Below are 24,781 nucleotides of genomic sequence, written 5' to 3'. Positions count from 1 at the left end.
CCGGCGTGCGCACCGGCGGGCGGTGCACGCGGCCGCGGCGGCGCGGTGGCTCATCCGGGCGTCCGGCCGATGCGGCCGAGCAGCGGGACGGAGGCGCCGAGCACGGGCCGGCCGCCGGCGACGGCGAGCCCGAGCGGCGGCCCGGCCGGGCGGAGCCCCCGCGTGATCTCGTCCAGCTCGGCCGCGCTCCGCGGGGTGAACGGGATGCCGGCGTCCCGGTACAGCGCGGCCACCGCCTCCAGCGCCGGCGTCCGCTCGGCATGGGAGACCGCTACCCGGCTGCCCGGCGGCAGTCCCGCCAGCAGTTCCGCGAAGACCGCGGCCGGGTCCTCGGCGTCGGTGACGAAGTGCAGCACGCCGAACAGCAGCACCCCCACCGGCCGGTGGAAGTCGATCAGCCGCCGCAGTCCCGGCGTCGCCAGCAGCGCGCCGGGATCGCGCAGGTCGGCCTCGAACGCGCCGCAGCGGCCGCCCGCGGCCAGCAGCGCCCGGGCGTGGCTGACCACCATCGGGTCGTTGTCGACGTACGCCACCCGGCAGGACGGGTCGGCGCGGCGGACGACGTCGTCCACGTTGTCGCGCGCCGGCAGGCCGCAGCCGATGTCGACGAACTGCCGGATGCCGTCCTCGGCGGCCAGCAGCAGGCAGACCCGGCGCAGGAACGCGCGGTTGGCCCGCACGAGCCGGGAGATGACGGGGGCGCGGCGGACCGCCCGCTCGGCCAGGTCGCGGTCGGCGGCGTAGTTGTCCTTGCCGCCGAGGTGGTAGTCGTACACGCGGGCGGCGCTGGGCCGGGCGTCCCCGGACGGGCCGGCGCCGGCGCGGGACGCGTCCCGGCCGCCGATGCCCAGCACGATCCCCACCGTGGCGGCCCCTACCGGATCCCGTCGACGGCGACCCGGAACCAGAACGTGGTCGTTCCGCCGGTGTCGTGGTAGGTGCCGTAGTCGCGGGCCAGCGCCTGGATCAGGTAGAGCCCGCGGCCGCTCACGGCCGGCGCGTCGCCGGTGCCGCGGTGGCCGCCGCCGCCCGGCCGGCCGCCGGGCAGCGAGCCGCCGTCGGTGACCTCCACCCGCACGTACGGGCCGGTCCGCAGCGCGCGGAGCCGGACCGTGCCGTCCGGCCGGGGGAGGGCGTGCACCACGCAGTTGGTCACGGCCTCGCTGGTGAGCAGTTCCAGGTCGTCGAGGAGGGTGGCGCTCGCCTCGCAGCACTCGACCACCAGCGCCCGGATGTACGAGCGGGCGGGCCGCACCGCCGCGGGCGTGGAGGCCAGGTCGATCTCGCCCAGCAGGCCGCCGGCCGCGTCCGGGCGGTGGGCGCCGGCCGTGCCGAGCTCCAGCGACGGCTCGGCCGCGCGCCGCGCGCGGAACGGCGGCGTGCCGGGCCAGGCGTCGAGCGAGTCCATGGCGACGGCGGTGTCGCGTATCCGGGCAGGGCTGTATCCGAACATGCGCCTCGCACCCTGGGGAGTCGGACAGAGATGACGGGCCACGCGCGGGCACGCCGGGTGGCGACCCGGCCACGCCCGCACGACAGCCACTCTTACGCAGCGGCGCGGGGCGAGTCACCATGCCTTGCATGCGTGCAAACGTCCTGCGGTGACCTGCGGAAAGCCGCTCTCAGGGGGCCGGTGCGGCGGCGAGCACGCCGCGACTCTCCAGGTGGCGGACCAGGAGCGCGCCGATGTGCCGGATGTGGCCGGACATGGCTACCCGGGCGGCCTCGGGGTCGCGCGCGGCGAGCGCGTCGAAGACGGCCGAGTGGTCGTGCGCGGACGCCTCCGCCCACCCCTCGATCGTGCCGAAGAAGCGCAGCGGCACGTAGTGCACGGTCAGGCCGAGGAGGGTGGCCATCCGGGCCGAGCCGGACGACCGGTTGATCGTGCGGTGGATCTCGTGGTTGAGCCGGTCGACCCGGCCGGCGTCGCGGTCGCGGGCCGCCGCCTCCAGCTCGTGCTGGACCTGCTGGAGCCGCTCGATCTCGGCGGCCGGGAGGCAGTGAGCCGCGCGCGCCGCCAGCTCGCCCGCGATGTAGGCCTGCACGCCGAACAGGTCCTCGACGTCCTGCCTGGTCAGCGGCAGCACGCGGAATCCGCGGCGCGGCTCCCAGCGCACCGCGCCCTCGCTGTGCAGGATCATCAGCGCCTCGCGTACCGGCGTGGCGCTCACTCCCAGCTCGGCGGCCAGGTGCTCGGTGCGCACGTAGGCGGGCGCGCGCAGCTCGCCCGCCATGATCGCCTCGCGTACGTGCGCGGCGACGCGCTCGCTGAGCTGGTGCCCCGCTCCGAGCCCCGGGACGGCCCCGGCCTGGTCGCGATCGTCCATATTCTATAGAATACAGCGGATGAGCTCCGATCTTCCGCTGGCCGGGATGCGCGTCATCGAGCTGTCCAGCTTCGTCGCCTCGCCGCTGGGCGGGATGACGCTCGCGCAGCTCGGCGCCGACGTGATCCGGGTCGACCAGTCCGGCGGCGGCCCCGACATCGGCCGGTGGCCGCTCGCCCCGTCCGGCACGAGCCTCTACTGGGCGGGCCTGAACAAGGGCAAGCGCTCGGTCACGGCCGACCTCCGCTCCCCGGAGGGCCGCGCGATCGTCGCCCGGCTGATCGCGGCGACGGGCGGCCAGGGCGGGCAGGGCGGCATCGTGCTGACGAACGCGGCGCCGCGCGCGGGCCTCTCGTACGAGGAGCTGCGGGCGGACCGCCCCGACCTGATCCACCTGCGGCTGCTCGGGCACCGCGACGGCCGCAACGCGGTCGACTACACGGTGAACGCCGAGCTGGGCCTGCCGTACCTGACCGGCCCGGAGGACCACGACGGGCCGGTCAACCACGCGCTTCCCGTGTGGGACGTCGCGTGCGGCCTGTACGTCGCGGTCGGCCTGCTCGCCGCGGAGCGGCACCGCGCGCGTACCGGGGAGGGCCGGCGGGTCGAGGTCGCGCTGCGCGACGTGGCGCTCGCGACCCTGGGCAATCTCGGCTACCTGGCCGAGGCGCAGCTGCGCGAGGAGCCGCGGCCGCGCCTGGGCAACGACCTGTTCGGCGACTTCGGCCGCGACTTCGGCACCGCGGACGGGCGGCGCGTCATGGTCGTCACGCTGTCGGGGCGGCACTGGCGCGACCTGGTCGCGGTGACCGGTCTCGGCGAGGTCGTGGCGGCGCTGGAACGGGCGTACGGCGCCGACTTCCGCCGCGCGGGCGACCGCTACGCGCACCGCGAGCCCCTCGCCGGGGTGCTGGCCCCGTGGTTCGCGGCCCGGACGCACGCGGAGATCGAACGCGACCTCAAGGACACGTCCGTGCTGCACGGGCGTTACGGCGGCCTCGGCGAGCTGGTCGCGGACGGCGCCGCGGCGCTGCGCTCCGACCCGCTGATGGGGGTGCTCGACCAGCCGGGCGCGGGAGCGCACCTGGCGCCCGGCCCGCCGCTGCTCTTCGACGGCCGGCAGGACGTGCCCCGCCCGGCGCCCGTCCTGGGCGAGCACACCGACGAGGTGCTGGGCGAGCTGCTGGCGCTGCCGGCGGGAGAGCTGGCCGACCTGCGCGGGCGCGGCGTGGTCGGGGAACGGGGGGACCGGTGAGCCTGGCGGACCATGTGGCCGATTGGCGGCCGGGCGAGCTGACCGTGTCCGAGACCATCGCGCCGGCACCGGCGGCGCGGCTGGCGGGGATCCTGGACGGGCCGGGCGTCGCGCCCGCCGCCGGCGATCCGCTGCCGCCGCTGTGGCACTGGCTGTACTTTCTCGACTGGCCCGCGCAGTCCGGGCTTGGCGCCGACGGGCACCCGGCGGACGGGCACTTCCTGCCGCCGATCCCGTCCCGCACGCGCATGTTCGCCGGGGGGCGGCTGCGGGTGGACGCGCCGCTGGAGGTGGGCGCGGACGCGGTCCGCACGTCGTCGCTCGCCGGGGTGAAGGTGAAGCAGGGGCGTTCGGGCGAGCTGCTGTTCGTGACCGTGCGGAACGAGATCCGCCAGCGCGGCGAGCTGTGCCTGAGCGAGGAGCAGGATCTCGTCTACCGGTCCGGAGGCGGCGGTACGGCCTCGCACGAGGTCGTCCAGGAGGAGCCGGTCTCCCGAGCCCCTTGGCGGCTGCCGTTGCGGGCGGACCCCGCGCTGCTGTTCCGGTTCAGCGCCGTCACCGCGAACGCGCACCGCATCCACTACGACCTGCCGTACGCGCGGGACGTGGAGAACTATCCCGGCCTGGTCGTGCACGGGCCGCTGCTGGCCGTCCTGATGGCCGAGCTGCCCCGCGCGCACGCGCCGGAGCGCCGCGTGTCCGCGCTGGCCTACCGCTTCCGGCGGCCGGTGTTCGCGGGGGAGCCGGTGCTGGTGACCGGAGAGCCCGAGGACGCGGGAGCCCGGCTGGCGGTCGTGGACGCCGCCGGTACGGTCCGCGCCGACGCGCGGGCGGAGTTCGCGCCGTGAAGGCAAGCGACAGAGGGGACAGAGGCATGTACGAGTTGAGCCCCGAAGAGGCCGCGATCGTCGAGACCGTCCGCGAGTTCGTCGACCGCGACGTGCGGCCGGTCGTCCGGGAGCTGGAGCACGCCGACGCGTACCCGGAGGCGCTGATCGAGCGGATGAAGGCGATGGGCGTCTTCGGGCTGGCGATCCCCGAGCCGTACGGCGAGGCGGCGGTGTCGACGCCGTGCTACGCGCTCGTCGCCGAGGAGCTGGCGCGCGGCTGGATGAGCCTGGCCGGGGCGATGGGCGGCCATTCCGTGGTGTCCAAGCTGCTGCTGGCGTTCGGGACCGAGGAGCAGAAGCGGCACTACCTGCCGCGGATGGCGACCGGCGAGATCCGCGCGACGATGGCGCTGACCGAGCCCGGCGGCGGCTCCGACCTCCAGGCGCTGCGCACGGTGGCCCGCCGCGACGGCGCCGGGTACGTGATCAACGGCTCCAAGACGTGGATCACCAACGCCCGCCGCTCCGACCTGGTCGCGCTGCTGTGCAAGACCGACCCGGACGCGGTGCCCGCCCACGCCGGGATCAGCATCCTGCTGGTGGAGAAGGTGCCGGGCTTCACCGTCTCCCGCGACCTGCCCAAGCTCGGCTACAAGGGCGTGGAGAGCTGCGAGCTGTCGTTCGACGACTGCCGGGTGCCGGCCTCGGCGCTGCTCGGCGCGGAGGAGGGCCGGGGGTTCGCGCAGATGATGAAGGGCCTGGAGATCGGCCGGATCCAGGTCGCCGCCCGCGCCACCGGCGTGGGCCGCGCCGCGTTCGACGACGCGTTCCGGTACGCGCAGGAGCGGGAGAGCTTCGGCAAGCCGATCTGGAAGCACCAGAGCATCGGCCACTACCTCGCCGACATGGCCACCAAGCTCACCGCGGCGCGCCGGCTGCTGCTGCACGCGGCGGAACGGTACGACAGCGGCGAGCGCGCCGACCTGGAGGCCGGGATGGCGAAGCTGTTCGCGTCCGAGACCGCCATGGAGATCGCGCTGGACGCCGTCCGGATCCACGGCGGGTACGGCTACTCGACGGAGTTCGACGTGGAGCGCTACTTCCGGGACGCCCCGCTGATGATCGTCGGCGAGGGCACCAACGAGATCCAGCGCAACGTGATCGTCAGCCGGCTGGTCGCGCGCGGCGGCCTTCCGTAGCGGCGCCGCGGGGGACGCCGAGCCCGTCCAGGAACGCCCCGGCCGCCGGCGACGGCCGGAACCGGCTCCACACCAGGTGCTCCACCCGCGCGGGGGCCTCGTCGACCCGCAGCACCCGCAGGTCGGGGACCTTCCCGACGAACGCGGCGGGCAGCATCGCGACACCGAGCCCGGCCCGGACCATCCGGGCCAGGAAGTCGACCATGGTCACCTCGAACGCGACCTCGCGGCGCAGCCCGGCCGCCGCGAACGCCTCGTCCGACTGGAGGCGTCCGGCCGAGCCGGCCGGGAAGTCGACGAAGACCTCCTCGGCCAGCCGCGCCAGGCCCACCCGGGTCTCGGCGGCGAGCGGATGCTCCGGCGGGACGACGGCGACCAGCTCGCCGCGCGCCAGCTCGTGGCCGCACACGCCCTTCGGGCGCGCGTCCCGCGGCAGCCCGAGGAACGCCACGTCCAGCGCGCCCTGCGCCACCTCCTCGGCCAGGATCTCGCTGCCGCCGACCTTGAGCGTGATCCGCACGCGGGGGTGGCGGTCGTGGAACTCCTTCATAGCCGCCGGCAGGTCTACGGCCGCGACCGTCGGGATCGTGCCGATCGCCAGCCGGCCGCGGATCTCGCCGGCCGCCGCGGCCACCTCGGCGCGGGCCCGGTCGGCGGCCTCCAGCGCCTGCCGCGCGGCGGGCAGGAACGCCTCCCCGGCCGGCGTCAGCCGCACCCGCCGGCTCGTCCGGTCGAACAGCCGGGCGCCCAGCTCCCGCTCCAGCCGGGCGATCTGGTGGCTCAGCGCCGACTGGACGACCAGGCACTTCTCGGCGGCCCTGGTGAAGTTCCCGAGCTCGGCCACCGCCACCACGTAACGCATCTGCTGCAGGTCCACGCGATCCATCTTTATCCACGATCGATCCGATGACAAACATGTGTTGGACTCATCGATCGTTCCCGGCCAGGCTCGAAGCCATGACGATCACACTCGAACGGCCCCGCGAGAAGGCCGCCGAGCCCGGGCTCGGCCGCGGGCTGCTGCTCCTCATGTCCGTCGCGACCGGCCTGTCGGTCGCCGGCAACTACTTCGCCCAGCCGCTCCTCGACCTGATCGGCCGCGAGCTGCGCCTCGGCACGACGATGGCCGCGCTGGTCGTCACGGCCGCCCAGGTCGGCTACGCGCTCGGCCTGATGCTGCTCGTCCCGCTCGGCGACCTGGTGGAGCGCCGCCGCCTCGCGGTCACGCTCTTCGGCGCCACGGCGGGCTTCCTCGTGCTGACCGCGGCCGCCCCCAACGGCACCGTCCTGCTCGCCGGAACGGCCCTCACCGCGCTGACCTCGGTCGCGGCGCAGGTCGTCGTCCCGTACGCGGTCACCCTCGCCTCCCCCGAGCAGCGCGGCCGCGTCGTCGGCACCGTGATGACCGGCCTGCTCCTGGGCGGCCTGCTGGCCCGCACCGCCTCCGGTGCGCTGTCCGAACTCGGCGGCTGGCGGACGATCTACTGGGTCAACGCCGTCCTGATGGTCGCCGTCGCCGCCCTCCTCTGGCGCCACCTGCCGCCGCTGCACACCCCGGCCGGGCTCTCGTACCCGGCGCTGCTGCGCTCCACGTTCGCCCTGTTCCGGCACGAGCCGCTGCTGCGCCGGCGGGCCGGGATCGGCGCGCTCTCGCTGGCCTCGTTCAACGTGCTCTGGACGGCCGTGACGTTCCTGCTCGCCGGAAGGTACGGCTGGTCGGAGTTCGCGATCGGGCTGTTCGGCCTGGTCGGGATCGCGGGCGCGCTGTCCACCCTCGCCGCCGGGCGGCTGGCCGACCGCGGGTACGTGCGGTGGCTCACCGGCGCCGGCACCGCCGCCCTCGCCCTGTCCTGGATCGCCATCGGCGCGGGCGGCGCGTCCCTGTGGTGGCTGGTGGCCGGCGTCCTCGTCCTGAACGTGGCGCAGCAGACCGTCCTCAACGCCAACCAGAACGTCCTGTACGCGCTGCGCCCGGAGATCCGCAACCGGCTGAACTCCGCGTTCATGACCGCGTTCTTCGCCGGCGGCGCCGCCGGCTCGGCCCTCACCTCGATCCTCTGGGTGAGCGCGGGCTGGACCGGCGTCAGCGTCCTCGGCGGCTCCCTCGCCACCGGAACGTTCGTCCTCTGGGTCCTCGAATGGGCCCTCGAACGCGCCCGCACCCGCTGAAAGGAACGCGACCAATGCGCATCACCGTCTTCGGAGCGGCCGGCGCCATCGGCGGCAGGATCGTCACCGAGGCCCTGTCCCGCGGCCACGACGTCACACCCGTCACCAGGCGGCCCGCCCCCGGCGCCCGTACCGGCGACGCCTCCGACATCGGCGACGTCATCGCGCTTAGCGCGGGGCAGGACCTCGTCATCAGCGCGACCCGTCCCGCCCCCGGCAGCGAACCCGAACTCGTCGCCACCACCCGGACCCTGCTGGCCGGGCTGCGGCGCACCGGCGTCCGGCTGCTGCTGGTCGGCGGCGCCGCGACCCTCACCGATCCCGCCACCGGCCTGCGGGTGGTGGACGGCCCCGATTTCCCCGCCGCGTGGCGTCCCATCGCGCTCGCCTGCGCCGGCCAGCTCGGCGCGTGCCGCGCCGAGACCGCCGTGGACTGGACGTACGCGAGCCCGCCCGCGCTGATCGAGCCCGGCAACCGCACCGGCCGCTACCGGCTGGGCGCCGACGAGCTGGTCGTGGACGCCGGCGGCGTGTCCGCCATCTCCATGGAGGACTTCGCCGTCGCGCTCCTCGACGAGGCCGAGCGCCCCAAGCACACGCGCACGCGCTTCACGGTCGGCTGGTAGGCGGTGGTACCCGGTAGGCGGTGGTACCTGGTAGGCGGTGGTAGAGGTGGGGGATGAAGGGATTCGCGCGGCGGGAGTTCCAGCTCGTCCTGCTCCGGCGGATGGCCGACTACCGGCCGGACCTGGTGGAGGCGGCCGCGGCCGGGCTGGGCTCGTCCCGGACGGAGATGCGCGAGGTGAACGCCCGGTGGCAGCGCATGGTCCGCTCGCCCGGTTTCCCCGGCGGCCGGCGGCGGCTGGCGGCGGTGCTCGGCCCGCCGCTGGACGAGGAGGTCCGGCGCGCCGGCGACGTCGAGGCGACGGTGGCGCGGTGGCCCCTCACCCTCTGGCCCGGCCTGCTGTACGAGGCGGTGACCGGCCTGAACGGGATCGTCCTGCAGGAGTGGCTGGTCCGGGCCGAGGGCGTCCCCGTCCCGGAGCCGCCGCGGGCGGGCGGCGAGCTGGAGCCGTGGTCGTACGTCGTGGGGGACATGGACCGCCTCTTCGACGGCGTGAAGCACTTCGCCGGGGAGGTCCCGAGCCGGTGGCACGCCGAGTTCTCCGTGAACGGAACGGCGTACCTCGCGCACTTCGTCTGGGGCCTCCTCCAGCACGTCGAGCCGGGCCAACCTCGCTAGATCCCGCTAGATCCCGCCAAACCCCGCTAGACCCCGGCTAAACCTTCCTGGCCGCATGTGGCCCGGCCGTTGCCCGGGGGCAGGGCGCCGCCCGAGTTTTGAACCTATGTTCAGAACAGAGGTTCAGGAACCGCGGCGAACGCGGAGCCCCCGCTTCCCCCTGTCGTGCCGGGTGGCGGTGCTGGGCGGGGGCCTGGCCGGGATGGCGACCGCGGCGCGCCTCCAGGCGGCGGGCGTGTCCACGGTCGTCGTCGAGGCGCACGGGCACGTGGGCGGCTGTGCCGGGTACTACCGGCGGCGCGGCTTCTCGTTCGACGTGGGCGCGACGACGATGGTCGACTTCGAGCCGGGCGGCGTCGGCGCCGAGCTGCTCGACGCCATCGGCATGGACCCCGTCCCCGGCGAGGCGCTGCCCGGCTACGTCGCCTGGCTTCCCGACCGCCGGGTGACCCTGCACCGGGATCCGGACGCCTGGCACCGCGAGCGCCTGCGCGCCTTCGGCGACACCCCGCGCCACCGCGCCTTCTGGGCCGAGCTCGACCGCGTCGCGCACGTGTTCTGGAACGCGAGCCGCGCCGGGGTCCGGCTGCCGCTGCGCCGGCCCGCCGACGCCGTCCACGACCTGAAGGCGCTCGGGCCGCGCAACCTGCCGCTCGTACGGCACCTGAACAGCACGCTCGGGGACGCCCTCGCCCGGCACGGCCTGCGCGGCGACGCGCCCCTCACCGGCCTGCTGTCGATGCTGGTGGAGGACACCGTGCACAGCACGGTCGACCGCGCCCCGTACATCAACGCCGCCCTCGGGATCACGATCCGCGGCGCCGGGCTCACCCGCGCGGAGGGCGGGATGCGCGGCTTCTGGCGCCGCTTCACCGCCCACTACCGGGGCATGGGCGGGGAACTGCGGACCGGCTGCCAGGTCCGGCGCGTCACCGGCCGGGACGGCGCGTTCGAGGTGCACACGCAGCGCGGCGTCGTCCACGCCGAGCAGGTCGTGAGCGCGCTGCCCGCCGCCACGACCGCCCGCGTCGTACCGGCGCTGACGCCACGCCTCGCCCCCTACGTCGAGCGCGACGACAGGGACCTGGGCGGCGCGATCGTCGTCTTCCTCGGCGTCCCCGAGGAGGAGGTGGCCGGGCAGGAGTTCACCCACCATCAGCTGCTGGAGGACTACCGGCGACCCCTGGGCGAGGGCAACAACATGTTCGTCTCGGTCTCCGCGCCCGGCGACACCGAGAGCGCGCCGCCCGGCCACCGCGCCGTGATGATCTCGACGCACACCGGCCTCGCCGGGTGGGAGGACCTCCCGCCCGCCGCGTACGAGGAGCGCAAGCGCGCGATCGGCGGCCGCCTCGTCGAACTCGCCCGCCGCGTGCATCCGGACCTCGGCGAGCGCGCCCGGGTGTGCCAGGTGGGGACGCCGCGCTCGTACGAGCGCTTCGCGTTCCGCCCGCGCGGCGCCGTCGGCGGCGCCCGCCAGACACCCGGCAACGCCAACCAGAACGCCGTCCCGCACACCCTCGGCGTTCCCGGCCTCTGGCTGGCCGGCGACTCCACCTGGCCCGGCCTCGGCACGGTCGCCTGCGCCCTCGGCAGCCGCGTCGTCGCCGAGGCCGCCCTGAAGAAGGCGGCCCGCCGATGACCACGGACTCCCGTGCCGCCGAACCCGCCGAGGCCGGAGGCGGCGGTGCCGTTCGCGGCCGTGGCGGCGGGCGGGCCGTTCTGGCGGGGACCGCTCGCGTACGCCACGATGATGACGGTGGGCAGCCGGATGTATCCACTGCTGACCGTGCACCTGCCGCACCGGCACTATGGGGACACCCCGCTCACGCGGACGCACACGCTGCGGGTGCGCACCGTTCCCGCCGTCTTCCTGGAGCTGACGTACCACTTGGAACACCACCTCTACCCCCGGGTGCCCAGCCACCACCTGGCCCGGCCGGCGCGCCAGCGGCCGGGCCCTTACCTCGCCGCCGCCGGGGTGCGGCCGCGCCGGGTGCCGTGACGATGGCCCGGCGCGAGGAGGCCAGGGAACGGCTGCTGCGGGCGGCCGTCCGGACGCTGGCCACCGAGGGGCACGGCGGCACCACCGCGCGGTCGATCGCCCGTACCGGCGGGTTCGCGCCGGGGGTGATCTACTACCACTACGAGGACCTGGAGGACCTGCTGCTGGCCGCGCTGCGGCACACGAGCCGGCTGCGGATGGAGGCGTACCGGGAGGCGCTGGGGTCCTGCACCGGCGCCGCCGAGCTGCTCGCGCGGCTGCGGGAGCTGTACGCCGAGGACATCGCGGAGCACGGCCACGTCGCCGCCGTCCAGGAGCTGTTCGCGGCGGCGTCCACGTCGCCGCGGCTGCGCGCGGAGCTGCTGGAGCAGGTGGAGCCGTGGGTGGACTTCGCCGCCGAGGCCGCCCGGCGGCTGGTCGCCGGGACGACGCTGGAGGACGTGCTCCCGGCGCGCGAGCTGGGGTCGGCGGCGGTCGCGCTCTTCCTCGGCGTGCAGACCCTCACGCATCTGGACGGCGACCGTTCACGGGTGGAGGCGCTGTTCGGGGTGGCGGAGCCGGCGGCGCTGCTGTGGGACGCCTTCGCCGGGAATGAACCGCCTGGCGGGCGCGACACGTAGGACGGGACAGGACGCGGGGAATCGGGCGTGCGGGGCTGGGCGGTTGTGTCGTGACCGCATTCACGAAAGCCACTGCGGTCCGGTAGCCGGGATCGGTCCGATGCGCGCCGAGCGTCGCCCCTGGTGATCTGGCGCTGACGATGCGTGTGTGGGTGCATACCACCGGGTATCGGATGTCATTCGTACAAAGCCCACCAACCCTGTCCCAAATACCCCGGCCGCGCGCCGTCTCGCGGCTGTCGCCCGCGCCCCAGGGGTGTCCGATTTGCCGGGTTCTCTCATGGGCGGGCCCGCGTCGCGCGAGGTGGCGGGGCACTCCGGGAAAAAATCACCGGCGCCGCCATAAATGCGCCGGTTTTTGCTCGCCGGCGGCCGGCCGTCATTATGTACGTGATCAGGCGCGGGCTGAACTGTCCCATTCAGGGGTGTCTGATTTTACGTTATGAGTCTGAAATACAGTTGTTTCCGATAGTTCACGTGCCGCCGCCGTGACCGGTCCGTGCCCCGGCTGTTACCTTCAATGCGTTTGGCCGATCGGGGAAATCACGAAGGGCCAGGAAGTCGCACCAGGAAGAAAGATCACCCTAGCAGAAGGGTAAAGGCGATGGAAAATGCGCAAATGATTTCCCGGGATGAGCTCAGGATGTGGCTGATTGACCAGGTGGCCTTCTACCTGGACAAGCCGGCCGAGGGCATCGACCCGCGGGTCGAGCTGGCCCGGTACGGGGTCGACTCGGTCTACGCCATCAGCATCGTCAGCGACATCGAGGACCACCTCCAGGTGGAGGTCGACGTGGCGGAGGCCCGCCGCCGGGGGACCGTCGACACCCTCACCGACTACCTGCTGGAACTGGTCGCCTGATGGACCCCGTGGTGGTGTTCGGCGACAGCCTGGCCGAGGGGCGCGACGACCCCGCCCCGGCCGGCGGCTGGAACGGCTGGGCCGGGCGGCTGGCGGCCAACCTGCGCTGGCCGCGCGGGAGCGTCGTCAACGTCGCGGGCCCGGGGGCGACGATGGCCGACGTCATCGGCGGCCAGCTGCCCCGCGTCGAGGGCCTGCGGCCCCGGCTGGCGCTGCTGAACTGCGGCATGAACGACGCGCTGAACGGCTTCGACCGGACCCGGATCGGCGGCCTGGTCAAGGAGTGGTTCGGCTGGGCCGCGGCCGCCGGCGCGCAGGCCGTCGCGGCACCCGTCCCGCACCCGCCGCTGTTGGAGCGCACCATCATCTCGAACTTCAGGAAAGGACGGATTCTGCAGCGGATCGGGGAGTTCAACGAGGAGCTCCGGGACAACGCGCAGGCATTCGGCCTGACATTTCTCGAACCCGCCGCGGTGGCCGCCGTGGAGGACCCGTCGCTGTGGAGTTCCGACGGGATCCATCTCAACTCGGTGGGTCATGCCCATGTCGCCGAAGTGATCACGGAAATCGTCAGGGACCTGCTCGGTGAGCAGGCGATACCAGCATCGGGATAGCCCGGCCCGGCCCGGGATGACCACTGTCTGGGGCACAGATGAAGAGATCGCTCTCCTTAGCCGACTCCCCTACCGAATCCCGCATCGAACCCCCCACCGGATCCCGCACTGAATCCCGCTCCGGCTTCTCGCAGGCGGCCATGACGGCCGCGCTCGGGCCGATACTCCTGCTCCAGGCCCGCCGCACGGCGCGCCGCACCCCGCGCCTCGACCCCGCGACCGGCGCCGACCGCGGCACCGTGACCGGCCGCGGCCCCCACCTGCGGGTCGTCGTGATCGGCGAGTCCACCGCCGTCGGCGTCGGCGCGTCCTGGCACGCCGAGGCGCTGCCCGGCTTCCTCGCCCGCGCCCTGCGCGAGCGGCTGCGCCGCAGCGTGGCCTGGACGGTCACCGGCCGCAACGGCGCCACCGCCCGCCGCGTCATCCGCGACGTCGTCCCCTCGCTGACTCCGGCCCTGAACGGCGAGACCCCGGACGTGGTCGTGGTGACCGTGGGGATCAACGACCTGATCCGGCGCCGCCCGCTGGAGGTCTGGGAGGCCGACCTGTCCGAGCTGGTCGCCGCGCTGCGCCGCCGGTTCCGCCGCGCCGAGCTGCTGGTCGCCGGGATGCCGCCGGTGGAGCGGTTCCCCGTGCTGCCGCAGCCGCTGCGCCGGGTGATGGCCGCCCGGGCCCGCGCGATGGACCGCATCGCGCGCGAGGTCGCGCGCGCCAACGGCGCGATCCACGTGCCGATGGACCCCGCGATGGCGGGCGACCGCGCCCTGTTCGCCGCCGACGGCCTGCACCCCTCGCCGGACGGCTACCGCATCTGGGCGGACGGCCTCGCCGCCGCCGTCCGCCCCCCGGTCCCCGTCCCCGTGACCCCGGCCCCCGCGGCCCCCGCCGTCCCGGCCCGGCCCCGTCCCCGCCGCCCCCTCCGCCCGGTCCCTGCCCCGGCCGCCCCGGTCCCGGCGGCACCCGCCGTGCCCGCCGTGCCCGAGCCCGTGCCGGCCCCGGCCCGCGTGGTCCCGAACCCCGTCACGCCGATGCCGGCCGCGCCCGCCGCGCCGGAACCCGTGCGCACCGCCCCGGCGCCCGCCGCGCCGGAGCCCGCGCCGGCGGCGCCCGCGGCCGTGGTGTCCACGACCGTCCGGTCGATCGCGTTCCGGGAGCCCGTCAACGTCCCCGTGCCCGGGATCCCAATCGCGGTGGGGCTGCCGATCACTCCGAAGGGCGTGCGGAAGGCGCAGAGGAAGAGGCCGGCATGACCGACGTAACCGGAACGTTCCGCGCCGCCGTGGAGGCCAAGGACCTGGCCGCCATCACCCGGGTGCTCGACCCCGCCGTCGAGTTCCGCAGCCCCGTCATGCCGAAGCCCTACCAGGGCCGGGACGCGGTCACCACGCTGCTGGGCGTCCTCCTGGAGACGTTCGAGGACTTCCACTACACCCACGATCTGGCCGGCCGAGCCCGCACCGGCCCACCGGCCCAGGCGCTCGTCTTCGGCGCCCGGGTCATGGGCAAGGCCGTCCAGGGAGTCGATCTGATCACGTTCAACGACGCCGGGCTGGTCGCCGACCTGACGGTGATGGTCCGGCCGCTGCCCGCGGCGATGACGCTCGCCCGGGTGGTCGGCCGGCGGATGGAGGAGCTCGCGGCACCCGCCTGAGGACGCGAACCGGGGGACAGGACGAGGGAACCGCCGAGCACACACCGGCGGGCGCCCCGCGGCGCCCTGCCCAGCAGGACCAGAGGCCGCCAAGGCCGTGAAGAGGAAGCGAACGATGAGAAGCGAAGTGTCCCCGCGCGCAGAGCTGTCCCCTGCCCATCGGATCGCCGCCGACCTGGACGCCTACCTCGGCGACCCGATGGACGACGGCGCCGGCCCCTTCTCGTACCGGGACATCGTCGAGGCCGAGGAGCGCGACGAGCTGCCCCGTGGCGCCGTCGAGACCGTCCGGGCCTGGGGGTTCCAGGAGTACCTCGTGCCGACCCAGCTGGGCGGCCGCCTCGCCACGCTGGAGGAGCTGTTCTTCGTCACCCGCGGCATCTCCCGGCGCAGCCTGACGATCGCCGTGATGTACGGGTCGGGCCTGCTCGCCGTCAACCCGGTCTGGATGTGGGGCGACGGCCGGCAGCAGAAGGCCGTCGCCGACGGGATCCTGCGCGGCGACCTGGCCTGCTTCGCGGTGTCCGAGGCCGACCACGGCAGCGACGTGATGTCGTGCGAGTCCGCGGCCGCCGGCGACGAGGACGTGCTGGTCCTGTCGGGCACCAAGTGGCCGGTCGGCAACGCCACCCGCGGCCGGTTCGTCACCACCTACGCCAAGACCGGGGCGCGGGACTTCTCGCTGCTCCTGGTCGACAAGGAGGAGCTGGACCCCGACACGTTCACGACGCTGCCGCCCGTGCGCACGCTCGGGCTGCGCGGCCACGACCTGAGCGGCATCGCGTTCGACCGGGCGCTGCTGCCGGCCGACACCGTGGTCGGGCGCCGCGGCGCCGGGCTCGTCCAGACGCTCAAGACCCTGCAGATCACCCGTACCGCCATCGCGGCCCTGTCGATCGGCACGATGGACGCGGTCGTGCGGATCGGGATGGAGTACTCGCACGAGCGCACCCTGTACGGGGCGGGCATCTACCAGATCCCGGTCATCCGCGACCATCTCGTCAAGGCGCACCTGGACCTGCTGATCGCCGAGTGCACGGCCGTGCCGGTCGCGCGCGCCCTGACCGTCGCGCCCGGGCGGCTCAGCCTGTGGTCGTCCATGGTCAAGTACTTCGTCCCCGTCATGGGGGAGGAGGTCGTGGCGAGCATCGGCGCCGTCCTCGCCGCGCGCGGCTACCTGCGCGAGGGCGTGGCGCACGGGGTGTTCCAGAAGCTCCAGCGCGACCACGCGATCGCGAGCATCTTCGAGGGGACGACCCACGTCAACCTCGCGAACGTCGCCGCGCAGCTGCCGTTCCTGATCGTCGATCCGCCCGCGCAGGAGCCGGCCGACGAGCTGCTGGACGAGCTGTTCTCCTGGACCCGTACCCCGCCGGTCTGGGAGCCCGACGGGCGCCGGCTCCAGCTCACCAACGAGGGCCACGACGAGATCGGCCGCCGCTTCGACACGACCGTCGAGACGCTGCTGTCCACGGCCCGCGTCTTCGCGGCCCCCGACGTGGCCGCCGACCTGGCCGGGCTCGTGTCGCGCATCGGCGACCTGCGCTCGGAACTGTTCGCCGGCGTGCGCGCCGACCCCGAGGACACCACCTCGGCGGCCGCCCTCCGGCGCGCCAAGAGGTACTGCGAACTCCACGCGATGGTGTCGGTCATGCTCACCTGGATCCACAACCACGCCGAATTCGGCGGCTCGTTCGCCGACGGCGCCTGGCTGGTGCTCTGCCTGGAGCGCCTGCTCGAACGCGCCCAGCCCGACACGGGCCTGTCGGAGGAGTACCTGCCCTCCCTGGAGAGCGTGATGTTCCGCTGCTTCGACGAGGGCCGCTGGTTCTCCCTCGTCGAACTCGCCGACGGCGACCAGTCGATAGAGAGGCCGGGACGATGACCGCCGCCACCGCCACCGCTGCCACCGCCGCCGAGCGCGGCTTCGTGCAGATCGTCCGCGACAACGTCCGCGAGTACGGCAACACCCGCGGCTTCACGTTCGTGTCCGAGGTGCGCGGCCCCGGCCGCGCGTACCGCGAGGAGGACCTCGGCCTCGCCGACCTCGACCGCGGCGCCCGCGCCCTGGCCGGCCACCTGCACGGCCTCGGCGTACGGGACGAGGCCGTCCTGCTCCTCTACCCCGAGGGCCTGGACTTCATCACCGCGTTCGTCGGCTGCCTGTACGCCCGCGTCATCGCCGTCCCCGCCCCGTTCCCCGACCTGGACGCGGGCCGCGCGGAGCGCACCCGGCGCATCATCGACGACGCCGGCATCCGCTGGATACTCACCGACACCGCCCACCGCGAGATGCTCGAAACGTGGGTCGCGGCGTCCGGCCTGTCCGGGACGGTCCGCTGCCTGGCCACCGACACCGACGTTACCGCCGACCCCGACGCCTGGACGATGCCCGCGTACGACCCGTCCGCGACGGCGTTCCTCCAGTACACGTCGGGCTCGACGAGCGACCCGAAGGGCGTCGTCGTCTCCCACGGCAACCTGCTCCGCAACGCGCAGGAGATCAACGCGCGGATCGAGGGCGGCGCGCACAGCGTGGGGATCGGCTGGGTCCCGCACTACCACGACATGGGGCTGGTCGGGCAGATCCTGCACCCGCTCTACATGGCGGGCCGGTACGTGCTGATGTCGCCGATCACGTTCATCAAGCGGCCGGCGCTGTGGCTGGAGCTGGTCGGGAGGCACCGGGCGACCATCATCGTGGGCCCGAACTTCGGGTACGAGCTGCTGCTGCGGCGCGTCACCGACGAGCAGGTGGCGGGCCTCGACCTGTCGTCCCTGCTCACCGTCAAGAACGGGGCCGAGCCGGTCCTGGCGGGAACGCTGGACCGGATGGTCGAGCGCTTCGGCCCGGCCGGGTTCCGCCGCGAGATCTGGATGCCGTGCTACGGCATGGCCGAGACGACGCTGCTGATCTCCGGCGCGCCGCTCGGCACGGGACCGGTGATCCGCGAGTTCGACTACACGGCGCTGACCCGGAACGAGGCCGTCCCGGCCGGCGGCGCCGCCGCCGCGGCCCCGCTCTCGGGCACGGGCACCGGCACGGGCACGGGCGACGGTTTCGAGGGGCGGGGCGCGCGCCGGCTGGTGAGCAGCGGCCGGCCGGTCACCCTCGACGTGCGCGTCGTCGACCCCGTCACCCGCGAGCCGCTGCCGGACGGCCGGATCGGCGAGATCTGGGTCGCCGGCGGCAGCGTCGCCCAGGGGTACTGGAAGCGGCCCGCCGAGACGCGGGAGATCTTCCAGGCCGTGACGGCCGAGGGGTACGGACCGTACCTGCGCACCGGCGACCTGGGCTTCCTCTCCGGCGGGGAGGTGTACGTCACCGGCCGGATCAAGGACCTCATCATCGTCAACGGGCACAACATCTACGCCCACGACCTGGAGGAGGCCGCCCGCGCCGCCCATCCGGCCGCCCGCACGTCCGCCGCCTTCTCGCTGGCGCTGCCGCCGGACCGCGGCCGCGAGCAGGTGATCATCGTGCAGGAGGTGATCCCGGCCGCGGTGAAGGAGATGGGGCTGCCCGAGCTCGCCGCGCACACCCGCGACGTGGTCGCGCGGACGTTCGGGCTGCCGGCCCTCAGCGTGGTGCTGTCCGGCCGCGGGGCGGTGCGGCGCACCACCAGCGGGAAGATCCAGCGCCGCCTGACCAGGCAGGACTTCCTGGAGGGGCGGATCAAGCGGCTGGCCGTCGATCTCGAACCCGACATCGCCGCGCTCGAACGGGCGGGCGTCTGAGGCACCGTCCGAACCGCGGCCGCGGGGCCGTCCGTACAGCACGTACGGGCGGCCCCGCCGCCGTGTACGGGCAACGGGCGGTCAACGTGCGCGGGCGCCGCCGGTTTGGTGGATCTTGCCCTTTTTCAAGAGAATCCCGAAACTCTCTTACTAGTCACGCCATTGACTAGTAAGCTCTTGCACTACCCGGGACGCCGGACGAAGGATTCCGGCAGGGAGAGTGCGACCGATGGCGCTACGGCACGCCGTTCTCGCGGCACTGCTCGACGGTGAGTACAGCGGCTACCAGCTGGCCAAGATCTTCGACATCGCGGTCTCGAACTTCTGGCACGCCGTGCCCCAGCAGCTCTACACCGAGCTGACCCGCCTGGAGAAGGAGGGGCTCATCGCCGGCCGCCAGGTCATCCAGCACGACCGTCCCAACAAGCGTGTCTTCACCGTCACGCCGGCGGGGCTGGAGGAGCTGGAGCGCTTCGCGACCCTCCCCGCCAAGCCCGGGATCATCCGCGAGGACCTGCTGGTCATGCTGCAGGTGGTCGAGCACGTTCCCGCGGAGGACGTCATCGCGCAGCTCGAAGAGCGCGCCCAGGCGGCCAAGGCCAAGGTGGAGCACTTCGAGCACACGCTGAAGCGGCTCCGGGGAGATCTCGACGAGGAGACCTTCCTCCGGTACGGCAGCCCCATCGGCCCCTACCTCACCTGTTTGCGCGGACGTCGGTTCGAATACGAGAACTACGACTGCTACACGCGCACGGCACAGGTGCTGCGCGAACGCGCGGCCCTCCAGGCCGAGGACCAGGAGTCCGCATGACTCCGCTCTTCCCCTCCCGGCTTCCCCCCTTCCCCGACTCCCTGTCACCGACCTCCTTGCCGCCGCAAGCGCACGCGGCAGCGGCACACCTCCCGGCGGCCCCCTCGTTCCGGCGCCCCGCGCGCGCCGGATCCGCGCCGCCGCACCTCAGCCGAGGAGACGACAACCATGTCGGCCGAACATCACTTCATCGACAGGCCGGGTGAGGCCGCGGTCCTGACCGCCGTCCCCACCGGCGAACAGCTGGGCGAGCTGACCCTGCCCGCCGCGCACGAGTCCGTTCCGCGGGCCCGGGCCTTCGTGCGCACCCTCACCGGCGCCCGCGGCGTTCCGCACGTCCGCGACGACGCCGAGATCCTGGTCTCGGAGCTGGTGACCAACGCCGTACGGCACGCTCCGGCCGGCGACCCGCTGCGCCTGGTCGTCCTGCGCCGCGGCACCTGCCTGCGGATCGAAGTGCACGACCCGAGCCCGGTCACGCCGAGCCTGCGCCGCGTGGACCTGCTGGACGAGACCGGCCGCGGCTGGTTCCTGGTCGCCGCCATCGCCGACCGGCACGGCATCGACCGGACCGACTCCGGCAAGTCCGTGTGGTGCGAGCTGATGGCCTGGCCGTCCCCCGGGATCCTCCACTCCTGACCGTCCCCCGCCGCCCCGGCGGCGAGGGCGGCCCGGCCCGACGGCCGGCGCCGCCGGTCCACGCATGCCCGAATCCGCCCGATCTTCCCCGTCCACTTCCCCATCCACTTTCCCCATCCCCTGATCTCCGACCGGCGCCGAGGGGAATCCGATGACCGTTGACTGGTACCGAGCAGACGGGCGACCCGCGACATCCGACGAGGCGCAGCGGCTGCTGCTCGACATACGGGGACGCCTGCTCGCGCAGGACGTCATCTACGTGGGCAGCGAAGTGGTGGTCGTCTCCACCTGGTTCACCGTGATCGACCAAGGATTGGCTTCGAACGGAAGGCCCCTGCTATGGCAGACCATCGTCTCCGATATGACGACTCACGCCGACATCGGGCAGTACACGACGCGGGAGCAGGCCAGGCGGGGGCACGCCGAAGCTGTCGTACTGATCTCCAAGCGCTTGCGGCACCTGGCCACGAGATCGCCGGGCGAGGAAGACCTGCCGTGAGAGTCGCCGCCCGCCGCAGGGCGGAGGCGGAGCGGGCGGGCAACGCCACCGGCGAACCGCACCTACCCGAGGACGTGATCTGATGGCCGCCCGACGCCGCGAGGTCGCGGCCCGCCAAGCCGCCGCCCACCAGGCCCACATGAAGACCGCGAAGAAGGCCGTTCCGCACAAGGCGCACCAGGCGAAGCCGCGTTCCGCGCAGGAGCAGGCGCGGCAGGAGCCGCCGCGGAAGAACCCGCCCCCGCCGGAGACGGCGCCGGCGAAGAACCCCCGGCGCCGCCCGATACGCCTGCGCATCACGGCGCTGCTGCTCGTCCCGCTGATGTCGCTGATCGGCCTGTGGGCGTTCGCGGCCGGCAGCAGCCTCGGCCCGGCGCTCGACAAGTACGACTACACCAGCGCCTACGAGAAGATCACGCTGCCCGGCCTCTACCTGGTGAACCAGCTGCAGACCGAACGGCAGCTCAGCGTGGTCGCGCTGAGCACCCGCGAGCAGGCCGGCGGCAACGCCGGCGAGCGGCAGAAGCTCGCCGCGCAGCGGGCGCGGGTGGACGGCGTGCAGGCGGCGTTCCGCACCTCGGCGCTGTCGCCCGAGGCCAAGGAGGCGGCCGACCCCAAGAGCCTGGAGCGGCTCGACGAGGCGATCAAGCTGCTCGACCGGGTGCCGAAGCTGCGCGCCGCGGTCGACTCCGGCGACGTCCAGACCCTGGACATCATCGACGGCTACAGCCTCACGCTCGACTCCATCGTGCGCGTCTTCAGCGGCCTGGTGATCGTCAACGACCTGGACATCTTCCAGCAGGGCCGCGCGCTGATCCAGCTGGGCAACGCCCGCGCGTTCGTGCTGCGCGAGGACGCGATCGTCACGGCCGCGCTGGCGAAGAACGGCCAGATGACCGAGGCCGAGCACCGCGCGTTCGTGCAGTCGGTCGCCCTCGGGCGCCGCGAGTTCGACGTCGGCATGTCCGACCTGAGCGCGGACGTGCGCGCGCCGCTGGCCAAGGTGGCCGCGACGCCCGCGTACAAGCAGTTCCGCCAGATGGAGACGGCGATCGCCGGGGCCGACGACAACCGGCTGCCCGCCGCGGCCGCTGACTGGCCGGCGACGCTGCCGCGCCTGGAGCAGGCGTGGGGGCAGGCGGTGACGCAGTCGAGTCTGGCGCTGAACGAGCTGGCCAAGCCGATCGGGGAGCGGGTCGTGACGCGGCTCGCGGTCGCGGGCGGGTTCGGGCTGCTCGCGGTGGTCGCGTCGATCACGCTGTCGCTGCTGGCGGCGCGGAGCCTGTCGCGCGAGCTGCGCGGGCTCCAGCGGGCGGCGCTGCGGCTGGCCGAGGACCGGCTGCCGGGGGTGGTGGCCCGGCTGCGGCGCGGTGAGGAGGTCGACGTGCAGGCCGAGGCGCCGCCGTTGATCATCGGACGGACGACCGAGGTGGGCCGGGTAGGCGACGCGTTCACGCGGGTGCAGCGGACGGCGCTGGAGACGGCGGTCAGCGAGGCGCACCTGCGCAAGGGCATCAGCCGGGTGTTCCTGAACGTGGCGTGGCGCAGCCAGTCGCTGCTGCACCGGCAGCTGAACATGCTGGACGAGATGGAGCGCGGCACGTCCGACCCCAAGGCGCTGGAGGACCTGTTCCGGCTCGACCATCTGACGACCCGCATGCGGCGGCACGCGGAGGGCCTGGTCATCCTGTCCGGGGCGTCCCCGGGCCGGGGCTGGAGCCGTCCGGTGCACGTGGACGACGTGCTGCGCGCGGCGGTCGCGGAGGTGGAGGACTACACCCGGGTCGAGGTCGTGGTGGTGTCCGCCCAGTCCGCGCTGATCGGCGAGGTGGTCGCCGACGTCATCCACCTGCTGGCCGAGCTGATCGAGAACGCCACGGTGTTCTCGCCGCCGCCGACCGAGGTGCTGGTGCGGGGCGAGATGGGCGCCAACGGGTTCGCGGTCGACATCGTGGACCGCGGGATCGGGCTGGACCCGGCCGAGATGGCCGCGCTGAACGAGCGGCTCGCCCGCCCGCCGGAGTTCGATCTGGCCGACAGCGACCGGCTGGGCCTGTTCGTGGTGGGCCGGCTGGCCGCCCGGCACGGGATCAAGGTGGCGCTGCAGCCGTCGCTGTACGGCGGCGTCAGCGCGGTGGTGCTCGTACCGCGCAAGCTGATCGTGGACGTCAACCAGCCCGAGGACGAGGCGGTCGCCGGCGCGGCGGCCAACGGCGCCAACGGCAACGGCAAGGCCAACGGCAACGGGAACGGGAACGGCGCGCAGGAGCGCACCCCGGTGATCTCGACGCCCGCCGAGCGGAGCCAGTGGTCGCGGCCGGCCAGGACGATCGAGGCCGAGGTGTGGCGCAACCCCGCCGCCGAGCCGGGCACGGGCGGCCCGCCGGCCGCGCCGGGGAACGACGCGACGCTGTCGGCGCCGGTTCCGGAGGCCGGCGGACCCGCCGCGCCGCCGATCGAGTCGCTGCCGCCGGTCGACGTGCGGCGCCCGCAGCCGCCGCCGGTGGCCGCGGAGCCGCCGCCCGGCACGGCCGGACCGCCCGGATCGCGCCCCCGCGCCCCGCTGCCGCGCCGCGTACGGCAGGCCAACCTGGCCCCCGAGCTGCGCAACGCGGCCCCGCCGCCCCCCGCGGCCGCGACCCCGTCCGAGCCGCCGCGCCCGCCGTTCGAGGACCGTTCGGCGGAGGCGTCGCGCGACCTGTTCGCCTCGCTGCAGGCGGGCTGGCTGCGCGGCCGTGACGAGGACGAAGGACCGTCGGGGAACAACGGAAGAGATTGGAGAAAGTCATGACCCAGCCGGGAGTGACCGCCGAACTGGGCTGGCTTCTGGACGATCTGGTGGACCGGGTCCCCGACGTGCTCAAGGTGGTCGTGCTGTCGCGCGACGGCCTGGTCATGGGGTCGTCCCGGGACATCGGGCGCGAGGACGGGGAGTACCTGGCCGCGCTGGCGGCCGGTTTCCACAGCCTGGCGATCGGGGCGCAGCCCCATCTGGAGTCCGGCGAGATACGGCAGACGATCGTCGAGATGGAGAAGGGCCTGTTCTTCGTGGTGCCGGCGGGGGAGAACAGCTGCCTGGCCCTGCTGAGCGGGGTGGGCGCGAACGCGGGCCTCGTCGCGTACGAGATGACGATGCTCGTCAAGCGCGTCCACCGGCAGTTGTCGACGGGCCTCAGACCGGGCGGACCGGGATCAGGGTGAACCGGGATGGAAGCGCACGGTTCGCGCAGGGAGCGGTGGATCGACGAGGCCGCCGGGCCCATCGTCCGCCCCTACGCGATGACCCGTGGCCGGACCCGCCCGGTCGGGGAACCGCTCGACATCGTGGCCATCATCGTGGCGACCGGCCGCGCTCCCGAAGAGCGCATGCGGCTGTCGCGCGAGCAACGCCGCCTGCTGGCGCTGTGCCGGCGGCCGCACACCATCGCGGATCTGGCCTCGGACTCGGGCCTTCCGCTGGGCGTGATCCGGGTGCTCGCCGGGGACCTGCTCGACCAGGGCCTGGTCGCCGTGCAGCAGTGGACCCCGCCGACCGCCCAGGTCGACCAGAACCTGCTCAGGAGGGTGCTCGATGAGCTCCGTGCGCTCTGAACCCCACGACGACCCGTACCATCCGGACGAGGCACGGCCGGACGGCCCGCGGGTGGCGCTGAAGATCCTGGTGGCCGGCGGCTTCGGGGTCGGGAAGACCACGCTGGTGGGCGCGGTCAGCGAGATCCGCCCGCTCCGCACCGAGGAGTCGCTCACGCACGCGAGCGTCGGCGTCGACGACCTCGGCGGGGTGGAGGCCAAGTCGACGACGACGGTGGCGATGGACTTCGGCCGCATCACCCTGCGCGACGGCGTGGCGATCTACCTGTTCGGCACGCCGGGCCAGGAGCGGTTCTGGTTCATGTGGAACGAGCTGTCGCGCGGCGCGCTGGGCGCGGTGGTGCTGGCCGACACGCGGCGGCTGACGGGGAGCTTCGCCTCGATCGACTACTTCGAGCGGCGCGGCACGCCGTTCGTGATCGCGGTGAACTGCTTCGACGGCGCCGACCGGTACGACCAGCCGGAGATCCGGACGGCGCTGGACGTCGACCCGCAGGTGCCGGTGATCCTGTGCGACGCGCGGCGGCCGGGGTCGGCGAAGGAGGTCCTGGTCAGCCTGGTGGAGCACGCGCTGCGTTCGGCGTCGCAGCACAGCGGGAGCGGGGGCGGCGTACCGGTCGGCTGACCTCGCCAGGCCAGTCTGGATCCGCCGGTCCGTGCGGCTCTTGCGTCCACGTCGCTTCTTGGGGTTGATGCACGGCGGCGCGTGCTTTGGTTCCTGGGACGAG

26 protein-coding genes are annotated in these 24,781 nt (G+C 73.9%); 22 read left to right on the top strand and 4 right to left on the bottom strand.

Features of this window, described 5'->3' with window-relative positions; genetic code table 11:
- Positions 1-50: 50 nt before the first annotated feature.
- The 3 genes from AB0881_RS16820 to AB0881_RS16810 all read right to left on the bottom strand — a co-directional run bounded on the left by AB0881_RS16820 (position 51) and on the right by AB0881_RS16810 (position 2,327).
- A complete protein-coding gene (locus tag AB0881_RS16820; protein ID WP_366617811.1) occupies positions 51-863 on the bottom strand; it encodes an SAM-dependent methyltransferase in 813 nt (270 codons plus the stop codon).
- An 11-nt stretch (positions 864-874) separates the two neighbouring features.
- Positions 875-1,453, bottom strand: a complete 579-nt coding sequence (locus AB0881_RS16815) for an ATP-binding protein (protein WP_366617810.1) — start codon at positions 1,451-1,453, stop codon at positions 875-877.
- 169 nt (positions 1,454-1,622) lie between these two features.
- The gene (locus AB0881_RS16810) at positions 1,623-2,327 is read right to left on the bottom strand and encodes a GntR family transcriptional regulator (RefSeq protein WP_366617809.1); all 705 of its coding nucleotides are present in this window, start codon (positions 2,325-2,327) and stop codon (positions 1,623-1,625) included.
- A gap of 19 nt (positions 2,328-2,346) precedes the next feature.
- On the opposite strand from AB0881_RS16810, the gene AB0881_RS16805 reads away from it, so the two are divergent.
- The 3 genes from AB0881_RS16805 to AB0881_RS16795 are packed head-to-tail and all read left to right on the top strand — an operon-like array spanning position 2,347 to position 5,611.
- Complete coding sequence (locus tag AB0881_RS16805; protein ID WP_366617808.1) at positions 2,347-3,582, top strand: CoA transferase; 1,236 nt, start codon at positions 2,347-2,349, stop codon at positions 3,580-3,582.
- Positions 3,579-4,430 (top strand): MaoC family dehydratase N-terminal domain-containing protein, encoded by an 852-nt coding sequence (locus AB0881_RS16800; RefSeq protein ID WP_366617807.1) that lies wholly within the window; start codon positions 3,579-3,581, stop codon positions 4,428-4,430. Before AB0881_RS16805 ends, AB0881_RS16800 begins: the two co-directional genes overlap by 4 nt.
- A gap of 26 nt (positions 4,431-4,456) precedes the next feature.
- Positions 4,457-5,611, top strand: a complete 1,155-nt coding sequence (locus tag AB0881_RS16795; RefSeq protein WP_366617806.1) for an acyl-CoA dehydrogenase family protein — start codon at positions 4,457-4,459, stop codon at positions 5,609-5,611.
- Here AB0881_RS16795 and AB0881_RS16790 read toward each other — a convergent pair.
- Positions 5,577-6,488: a LysR family transcriptional regulator gene (locus AB0881_RS16790; RefSeq protein ID WP_366617805.1), complete on the bottom strand. Its 912-nt coding sequence runs from the start codon at positions 6,486-6,488 to the stop codon at positions 5,577-5,579. The two genes, AB0881_RS16795 and AB0881_RS16790, sit on opposite strands and share 35 nt — an antisense overlap.
- Before the next feature lie 80 nt (positions 6,489-6,568).
- On the opposite strand from AB0881_RS16790, the gene AB0881_RS16785 reads away from it, so the two are divergent.
- The 19 genes from AB0881_RS16785 (at position 6,569) to AB0881_RS16695 (ending at position 24,678) form a co-directional block, all read left to right on the top strand.
- Positions 6,569-7,780, top strand: a complete 1,212-nt coding sequence (locus AB0881_RS16785; protein ID WP_366617804.1) for an MFS transporter — start codon at positions 6,569-6,571, stop codon at positions 7,778-7,780.
- A 14-nt stretch (positions 7,781-7,794) separates the two neighbouring features.
- A complete protein-coding gene (locus tag AB0881_RS16780; protein ID WP_366617803.1) occupies positions 7,795-8,406 on the top strand; it encodes an NAD(P)H-binding protein in 612 nt (203 codons plus the stop codon).
- Positions 8,407-8,459: 53 nt separating this feature from the next.
- Positions 8,460-9,023, top strand: coding sequence for a hypothetical protein (locus tag AB0881_RS16775; protein ID WP_366617802.1), 564 nt, complete (start codon positions 8,460-8,462; stop codon positions 9,021-9,023).
- Positions 9,024-9,195: 172 nt separating this feature from the next.
- Positions 9,196-10,665 (top strand): NAD(P)/FAD-dependent oxidoreductase, encoded by a 1,470-nt coding sequence (locus AB0881_RS16770; RefSeq protein ID WP_366617801.1) that lies wholly within the window; start codon positions 9,196-9,198, stop codon positions 10,663-10,665.
- A gap of 45 nt (positions 10,666-10,710) precedes the next feature.
- Positions 10,711-11,028 (top strand): fatty acid desaturase, encoded by a 318-nt coding sequence (locus AB0881_RS16765; RefSeq protein WP_366617800.1) that lies wholly within the window; start codon positions 10,711-10,713, stop codon positions 11,026-11,028.
- Positions 11,029-11,030: 2 nt separating this feature from the next.
- Complete coding sequence (locus AB0881_RS16760; RefSeq protein ID WP_366617929.1) at positions 11,031-11,648, top strand: TetR family transcriptional regulator; 618 nt, start codon at positions 11,031-11,033, stop codon at positions 11,646-11,648.
- Positions 11,649-12,291: 643 nt separating this feature from the next.
- A complete protein-coding gene (locus AB0881_RS16755) occupies positions 12,292-12,510 on the top strand; it encodes an acyl carrier protein (protein ID WP_366617799.1) in 219 nt (72 codons plus the stop codon).
- Positions 12,510-13,124, top strand: a complete 615-nt coding sequence (locus tag AB0881_RS16750) for an SGNH/GDSL hydrolase family protein (protein WP_366617798.1) — start codon at positions 12,510-12,512, stop codon at positions 13,122-13,124. Before AB0881_RS16755 ends, AB0881_RS16750 begins: the two co-directional genes overlap by 1 nt.
- A 140-nt stretch (positions 13,125-13,264) precedes the next feature.
- Entirely contained in the window at positions 13,265-14,374 is a 1,110-nt protein-coding gene (locus AB0881_RS16745) for an SGNH/GDSL hydrolase family protein (protein ID WP_366617797.1), read from the top strand.
- Positions 14,371-14,775 carry a nuclear transport factor 2 family protein gene (locus AB0881_RS16740; protein WP_366617796.1) on the top strand — a complete coding sequence of 135 codons (405 nt, stop codon included), beginning with the start codon at positions 14,371-14,373 and terminating at the stop codon, positions 14,773-14,775. Before AB0881_RS16745 ends, AB0881_RS16740 begins: the two co-directional genes overlap by 4 nt.
- A gap of 115 nt (positions 14,776-14,890) precedes the next feature.
- Positions 14,891-16,660, top strand: coding sequence for an acyl-CoA dehydrogenase (locus AB0881_RS16735; RefSeq protein WP_366617795.1), 1,770 nt, complete (start codon positions 14,891-14,893; stop codon positions 16,658-16,660).
- Positions 16,657-18,513 (top strand): fatty acyl-AMP ligase, encoded by a 1,857-nt coding sequence (locus tag AB0881_RS16730; RefSeq protein WP_366617794.1) that lies wholly within the window; start codon positions 16,657-16,659, stop codon positions 18,511-18,513. The genes AB0881_RS16735 and AB0881_RS16730 overlap by 4 nt, the downstream gene beginning before the upstream one ends.
- A 229-nt stretch (positions 18,514-18,742) precedes the next feature.
- Positions 18,743-19,324, top strand: coding sequence for a PadR family transcriptional regulator (locus tag AB0881_RS16725; protein ID WP_366617793.1), 582 nt, complete (start codon positions 18,743-18,745; stop codon positions 19,322-19,324).
- A gap of 168 nt (positions 19,325-19,492) precedes the next feature.
- Positions 19,493-19,963, top strand: coding sequence for an ATP-binding protein (locus tag AB0881_RS16720; RefSeq protein WP_366617792.1), 471 nt, complete (start codon positions 19,493-19,495; stop codon positions 19,961-19,963).
- Between the two features lie 151 nt (positions 19,964-20,114).
- Entirely contained in the window at positions 20,115-20,462 is a 348-nt protein-coding gene (locus AB0881_RS16715; protein ID WP_366617791.1) for a hypothetical protein, read from the top strand.
- A gap of 82 nt (positions 20,463-20,544) precedes the next feature.
- Complete coding sequence (locus tag AB0881_RS16710; RefSeq protein ID WP_366617790.1) at positions 20,545-23,253, top strand: nitrate- and nitrite sensing domain-containing protein; 2,709 nt, start codon at positions 20,545-20,547, stop codon at positions 23,251-23,253.
- Positions 23,250-23,663, top strand: coding sequence for a roadblock/LC7 domain-containing protein (locus tag AB0881_RS16705; RefSeq protein WP_366617789.1), 414 nt, complete (start codon positions 23,250-23,252; stop codon positions 23,661-23,663). The genes AB0881_RS16710 and AB0881_RS16705 overlap by 4 nt, the downstream gene beginning before the upstream one ends.
- Before the next feature lie 6 nt (positions 23,664-23,669).
- On the top strand, positions 23,670-24,053 hold the full coding sequence (locus tag AB0881_RS16700; protein ID WP_366617788.1) for a DUF742 domain-containing protein: 384 nt from the start codon (positions 23,670-23,672) through the stop codon (positions 24,051-24,053).
- Positions 24,034-24,678, top strand: coding sequence for an ATP/GTP-binding protein (locus tag AB0881_RS16695; protein WP_366617787.1), 645 nt, complete (start codon positions 24,034-24,036; stop codon positions 24,676-24,678). The genes AB0881_RS16700 and AB0881_RS16695 overlap by 20 nt, the downstream gene beginning before the upstream one ends.
- Positions 24,679-24,781: the final 103 nt, after the last annotated feature.

This window comes from Spirillospora sp. NPDC029432, from assembly GCF_040703975.1.
Taxonomy (GTDB): domain Bacteria; phylum Actinomycetota; class Actinomycetes; order Streptosporangiales; family Streptosporangiaceae; genus Spirillospora.
Note: the sequence above shows the minus strand (reverse complement) of the source record. Positions and strands in the feature narration are given on the sequence as shown.